Here is a 6,000-nt window from a genome sequence, read left to right as displayed (position 1 = left end):
CAGGTCACCCTTGCCCATCCAGTTTTATACATAAATGAGCATTATATCCATGTGGCAAGTTTTGAGAAATGTGAAATTCTAAGAAAAAGCAAGCAATTAAGAGAATTCGTTAGATTATAGAGGGAGGGTTTTATAATAGAAAACGAATCCATTCATCAATTGATTATATGACCCCAGAGCAATATGAGAATATGTGTAGAGCAGCATAGCTTGCTTTAGATTTTAAGCCTGAGGGAATACTAGCCAACCCGTAGGGCTTGCCCTTGATAAACTAATGAATAAATGCTAAAATAGCTTGTTCCGAAGGCTGTATATAGCTTGCTTTGAGTTTATCGCCTTCGGGTAAAAGTCAGGGTGCATTTATGAATAGTTTGTCAAGGGTGGCGGTAGTTGAAATAAAAAACTTAAATTTGTGTCCAAACTATTGACATAGATCCAGACGCTTACTTTCATAGCATGTGAATCTTTAGTGAAATCCTTTTTTGCAGAAAAACAATTCCGAAAATAAGAATGATAATAAATATATAAAAAATGCTTAAATACAACAAATTAATATTGTTAAATAAAAAAAAGTTTAAACGTCTAAATAATCCAATCTTATTTTTACTGTCTAAAAAAACTAATCCACTAAAAAATAATAGATAGTTTGAAAATAGCCCATGAGCAGCCATTATTCTCTTAACATGAAGAACGACTAACAGAAATAAATAGGACAAGAAAACCGTTATAACTAAAATTAGAATAAAATATAATAATGTTTGAAATGAAAACAATGTAAAATGCATACCTGCAGCAAACAATACTAATAATACAGGAATCAGTACAACAAATATAATTTCTATGCAGGTTGAAATTACTCTTGAAAGAAAAATATCAGCAAACGAATATTTGTGATGCAAAATATTTTTTAAATAATCCATACGAATTTCACGCTCTACTTCTGAAATAATCTTTCCAATAACTCCAGTTAAAATGAACCACATGAATATTCTAAAAATAAAATACTTATCTGAGACAATTCGATCATTATTATGATTAGTATTATATTCCACAAAAATTATTCCCAAAAGAAAAAAAATATCTGTTGCTTCACTTAGAAAATAATCTATGAAATAATTTTTGTTCTGTTGTATTTTTTTCACTAAATCTATTTTAACTAAAGAAAAAAAACTATCACACATGAAGAATTTTGCCCTCCCGATATAATCTTCTACAATTTATTTTAAACGATAGGAACATTAAACTTAAGTAACCAATTGATTGCAAACATATTATTACAACTAAAGCCATTGGAATTTTGTTGTTGTTTAATATGGATATAATTATGTTATTCAATACTGTAAAAGGAAATAAAACTGAAAATACTTTTACTTCATAAAAAATACCCGAGAAAAATAATATTACATAATACAAAACTCCAGAAAGTGAACTTATCCTTTTATACACTAAAGCAAAGCTTCCGATTATTCCTCCAATCAGATACATAATGATAGTTGTAGTACTGATAAAAATAAATATTAAAAAAAATTGACTTAAAGAAACATTCAGTGACATATTCAATACTATTGCTATTATAATAAAGATAATGCAACCTTTAATAAAGTCCATAAATATCTGAATAAGATTTCTCATAGCAATAATTGAAAAAATACTTACTTTACTTGAAAGAATGTTGAACAAAGTCCTATATTCAATCTCATCTTCCAATATAAAAGCGGTACTATCTAAACCATGCAAAGACCAATACCATGTGAAAAGCAGAAAAAACAGACTTTTTCTTTCATTATCAAAGAAGTCAATTAGTCCCATAAACAGTATAACATATCCTAAATTAGCAAATATAATATTAATTTTAAAGTTTTTAAATTCTAATATACTCCTTCGTAATTCTATATAATAATTATGTAGCATATTCATTTCCTTTCTTTAAACTAATAATTTCACCTTTATTCATTTCATATATTTGAAAAAAATCATGCTTTATTAAATCAGAATCATGGGTAGTTATTAATATGGTGCTACCATTTTCTCTCAATTCACAAAGCTTTTTAAATAACACTCTTTTTGCATTCTCATCCAAACCATTGGTTGGCTCGTCCATGGCAAGATACTTAGGCCTTAATAGTATAGCAAGTATCAACGAAAGCTTCTGCCTGTTCCCCTGTGATAGCTCACTGACTTTTTTATCTATGTGTTCACGAAACTCAAAATCATCAATATAACGCTGTAATTCTTCTTCTTTAGTTTTATACTTTATTTTATTAATTCCCAACATATACTGTATGTTTTCTTTGGCTGTTAAGTATTCATAAAAACCTTTTCCACTTTCTAATACAATATGGCTGTTTTTTCGCATATAGCTGCTTTTATTGGAAAATCCATCAATTAAAATTTCCCCTTTTGTTTGATAAACAAAACCACATATAATAAATATAAGGGTAGACTTCCCCGCTCCATTGCTTCCTATGAAACAATTTATTGTTTTATCCTCTATTGTCAATTCCTTCACATTTAGCACTGGTATATTTTTATATATTTTTATGACATTTTTTAATTTAATCATACAATAACCCCTAACTCCTTAAGATCTTTTTCGATAACCATTAAGTTTTCTTCAATTTCAGAAACATGTAAATTGGGATACTTTTTATTAAAAAATATTACTTGTTCTTCTCTATCCATATTTTTCTCAAGACATTTTAAAAATAAGTAATAAGGCTCTGTCATTTCATATATTTCTTCAGTATCCCTAAAAAAAACTATTAACAAACCATTTTCTTCTAAATTGGGCTCAAATCTATAAAATACTCTATTGCTAATTTCTTTCATTTATATAATCATTCCTTTCGCTTCGCTCAAGGCACAAAACGTAATGAAAAAGGGTTGGCTTTGAGCGATTATTTTTTTATTATTAGTCATAGGGATTTCGGTATACTACAAACCACGGGGAGGTGAGTGGGCTACTCTGTTTACAGAGTGACTGCATTTATATATGTGTAGTCCGCCTTTTCAAGCACAAATAAGTATGTCTTCGAGCATGTAACCTTATCTTTGTTTAAACAATTTCGTTTAAATTCTAGGCGTTCAGTCAATGCCGTATCTCCCTATAATTTTTTGGAACTTCTCAGTTCAGCAAGGAGTCCCTATGGCTTTAAAAAAATGCTGAACTTTATAGGAAATCTGACGTTCTTCTTGCTGCGCGTGAGATTACTGTGGAGCAGGCGCTACAATTAGCAAGATTCCAAGGTTATAGAATTAAGTCAGCTACAGAATAACCTTAATTTTGTCTACATATTCAATTTTTAGGCCACCGCAAGATGGCTTGTTCGCTATGCCCTTAAGTTAAAAGACAATCCCTGCTATTCTTTTTCAACCTTACAACACCTCGGATCATAATTTTGTTTATGTAAATATGCGTTAGCATAACATCCCCCACCGCAATTCTCCAAATTAGTGCAGTCTCTGCAAATATCATTTTTTGTCCATATAGTGCTATTTAATTCAACTTTACCTTTTTCCCAAATTTCAGAAATTGACATATTATTAACATTGCCCATTTTATGTAAATCGTCATATAAAAATGGACAAGGATAAACATTTCCTTCTGGATCTATTTCTAATTCTGTCTTTTGTGCTGGACAAAAAAGAGGCTTATTATCATGTAAACCATTCAGCATTTTTACTGACCAAGGGTGGCATATAGGATCACTTAGCAAAATAATATTTTTCTTTCGAGCATAGTCAATTATTTTAGAGTAATAATAAACATTTTCTAAATCTTTAAGTTTTAATTTATTGTCTTTAGTAAAAATAGTTGATAATCTTAAAAATGATATTTTTTCTTCATAACAAAAATCTATAACACTATATACATCATTAATATTCAATTTAGATAAAACACAATTAACATGAATTTTTTCTCTATTATTAAACTCACTTATAAAATTTCTTATAATTTTTACAGGATTATCAAAATGTGATGGACGAAGTTGTTCAAAATTAACTATTGAATCTATACTAATCTGGATAGTATCAATCTTCTCTTTTCTATGCGTTAATTGTGAAATTAATTCTTTATTTTGTATTACACCAGATGTATGTATTTTTATTAGTATATTTTTATCATACAAATAATCAATCATATCAAATACTTGAGGATTTAAAAAAGGTTCTCCTCCCGTTAAATATATAATATATGGATATTGTTCCAAATTATTTATAACATTTTGAACTGTTTCTAATGTCATGTAGTTTTTACCTTTTTTTGAAAAGCAATAAGAACAATTAAAATAACAATAATTGGTGATTTTCAATCCTATCTTTAATGGTAATATAGTTTTTTCGATTTTTTTTTCTTCTTTCAAACGATTATATATATAATAATTTATATCAAATGGTTGTTTCTTTCTGCACTCGTTCATATAATTATCAATATTATTTAAATACTTTTGTTTTTCATATATACCATTATACATCTGCTTTACACCTCCTGTCTGGTTTATTCATGTCAGGATAGTTATCAATATAGTTTCCCCCATGACAACTATCTAGTAAACTACATTTAGAACATTTTTCATTATTCAAATTTCTAAATAAAATCTTCCTTTGGACATTTAAATTTGTTTTTTTTATAGTTTCTATATCATCATTATATATATTTCCAATCCTTAAATCTTTGTGTTTGATATGATCCATAAAATTATAAATTTCTCCGTTTGCATCAATAACCCAATGCAAAATATTTTCATTAAAAAATATAAAATCTTTGTTAACTTTATACCTAGCATATTTACTCTGTATCTCAATTGGAACAAATGGTCTAATAAACATTTTGTAATTTCCTGCATTATGATGATTACTAATATTTTTTATTGATTGTTCATATATATCAAATGAAGTTTCATCTCTTATAATACAACCTTTGCGAAGAGGGTATACAAATGTGATAGAAAATGTATGACAGTCTAATAATAAACATTTTTTATATACTGGAAAAATATCTGACTCATTATACTTGCTAACAGTCATGTGAACTCTTACATTAATCCCTTTCTTAATTAGCAATTCTACATTTTTTATAACCTTCTCATAGCCATCAACACCCCTTTGGGCTTTATATGTTTGCTCTAAACCATCTAAGCTAACTTGAAGAAAATCATCTTTCCCTAGTATTAAAGACAATTTATCGATGTCCTTACTTGTTAATAACTCTGCATTAGTAAAAACCTCAACAACCGGGAAATTTCTCTTAGCTAGTTCAATAATATCAAAACAATCTTCTCTTAAGAAAGGTTCCCCACCAGTTATTGTAAAATGATAAATATCAAAACTCTTAATCTTTTGTATAGCTTTTTCTATTTGCTCATATGATGGTTCAAACGATGACTTCCCTGACCAGCAGTGTTTACAACGTTGATTACATTTCTCAGTTATTTTCAAACCAACATATATTGGATTAAAAGGATACTTTATTTCCTTTTTATACAACTCTCTTATTTTTAAATTATAATATGAGTTAAATATGTTATACCATTTTCTTTCATCATTATGTAGACTCTTTATCATATTAATTTATAGCCTCCTGCATAATATGAATAAGCTAGAGAGGTAACGCCAAAAGGTTACCTCTCTTATCAATTTAATGGCCATGTGATTTTGAAATATGATTTGCTAATGCTGATGAAGTAATAACCACCTTTTTAACTTTTAGATTCATAATTTCCATCTCCTTATTAATTATAGAGTTTTGTTAAGTTTATGATATTTGAATTTCATTCCCCCTAGTTTTTTAAATTAAACACAATTGATCCCAAACTCCTTGTGATAATTTATTACCCTGTACCCCTTATGAACATATCATTACCCTCCTTTCATATGTTACTATTAAGCAGTTACAAAATTTGCAACCCCTTTTATTTCAAGGCTTTCAGCCTTAAACCTTAAAGGTTTTCCTCAATGTACTGCAATTCATCCCGGCAGATCTTACTACTTGTATTGGGA

The 6,000-nt window shown here is 28.3% G+C and carries 6 protein-coding genes; 1 reads left to right on the top strand and 5 read right to left on the bottom strand.

The annotated features are described in order from the left end of the window. The first annotated feature begins 113 nt into the window (after nt 1-113). A complete protein-coding gene (locus AN619_RS16675; protein WP_157064903.1) occupies nt 114-209 on the top strand; it encodes an IS3 family transposase in 96 nt (31 codons plus the stop codon). Nucleotides 210-449: 240 nt separating this feature from the next. On the opposite strand, the gene AN619_RS04285 is transcribed toward AN619_RS16675, so the two are convergent. The 5 genes from AN619_RS04285 to AN619_RS04260 form a co-directional block, all read right to left on the bottom strand. Further along, on the bottom strand, nt 450-1,181 hold the full coding sequence (locus tag AN619_RS04285; protein ID WP_068555239.1) for a hypothetical protein: 732 nt from the start codon (nt 1,179-1,181) through the stop codon (nt 450-452). 719 nt (nt 1,182-1,900) lie between these two features. Continuing rightward, entirely contained in the window at nt 1,901-2,563 is a 663-nt protein-coding gene (locus AN619_RS04275) for an ATP-binding cassette domain-containing protein (protein ID WP_068555237.1), read from the bottom strand. After that, nucleotides 2,560-2,829: a hypothetical protein gene (locus AN619_RS04270; RefSeq protein ID WP_068555236.1), complete on the bottom strand. Its 270-nt coding sequence runs from the start codon at nt 2,827-2,829 to the stop codon at nt 2,560-2,562. Before AN619_RS04270 ends, AN619_RS04275 begins: the two co-directional genes overlap by 4 nt. 530 nt (nt 2,830-3,359) lie before the next feature. After that, on the bottom strand, nt 3,360-4,475 hold the full coding sequence (locus AN619_RS04265; RefSeq protein ID WP_068555235.1) for a radical SAM/SPASM domain-containing protein: 1,116 nt from the start codon (nt 4,473-4,475) through the stop codon (nt 3,360-3,362). Then, entirely contained in the window at nt 4,468-5,565 is a 1,098-nt protein-coding gene (locus tag AN619_RS04260; protein WP_068555234.1) for a radical SAM/SPASM domain-containing protein, read from the bottom strand. The genes AN619_RS04265 and AN619_RS04260 overlap by 8 nt, the downstream gene beginning before the upstream one ends. Nucleotides 5,566-6,000 lie beyond the last annotated feature (435 nt).

The sequence above is a fragment of the Thermotalea metallivorans genome (assembly GCF_001562415.1).
GTDB classification, from domain to species: domain Bacteria; phylum Bacillota; class Clostridia; order Peptostreptococcales; family Thermotaleaceae; genus Thermotalea; species Thermotalea metallivorans.
Note: the sequence above shows the minus strand (reverse complement) of the source record. Positions and strands in the feature narration are given on the sequence as shown.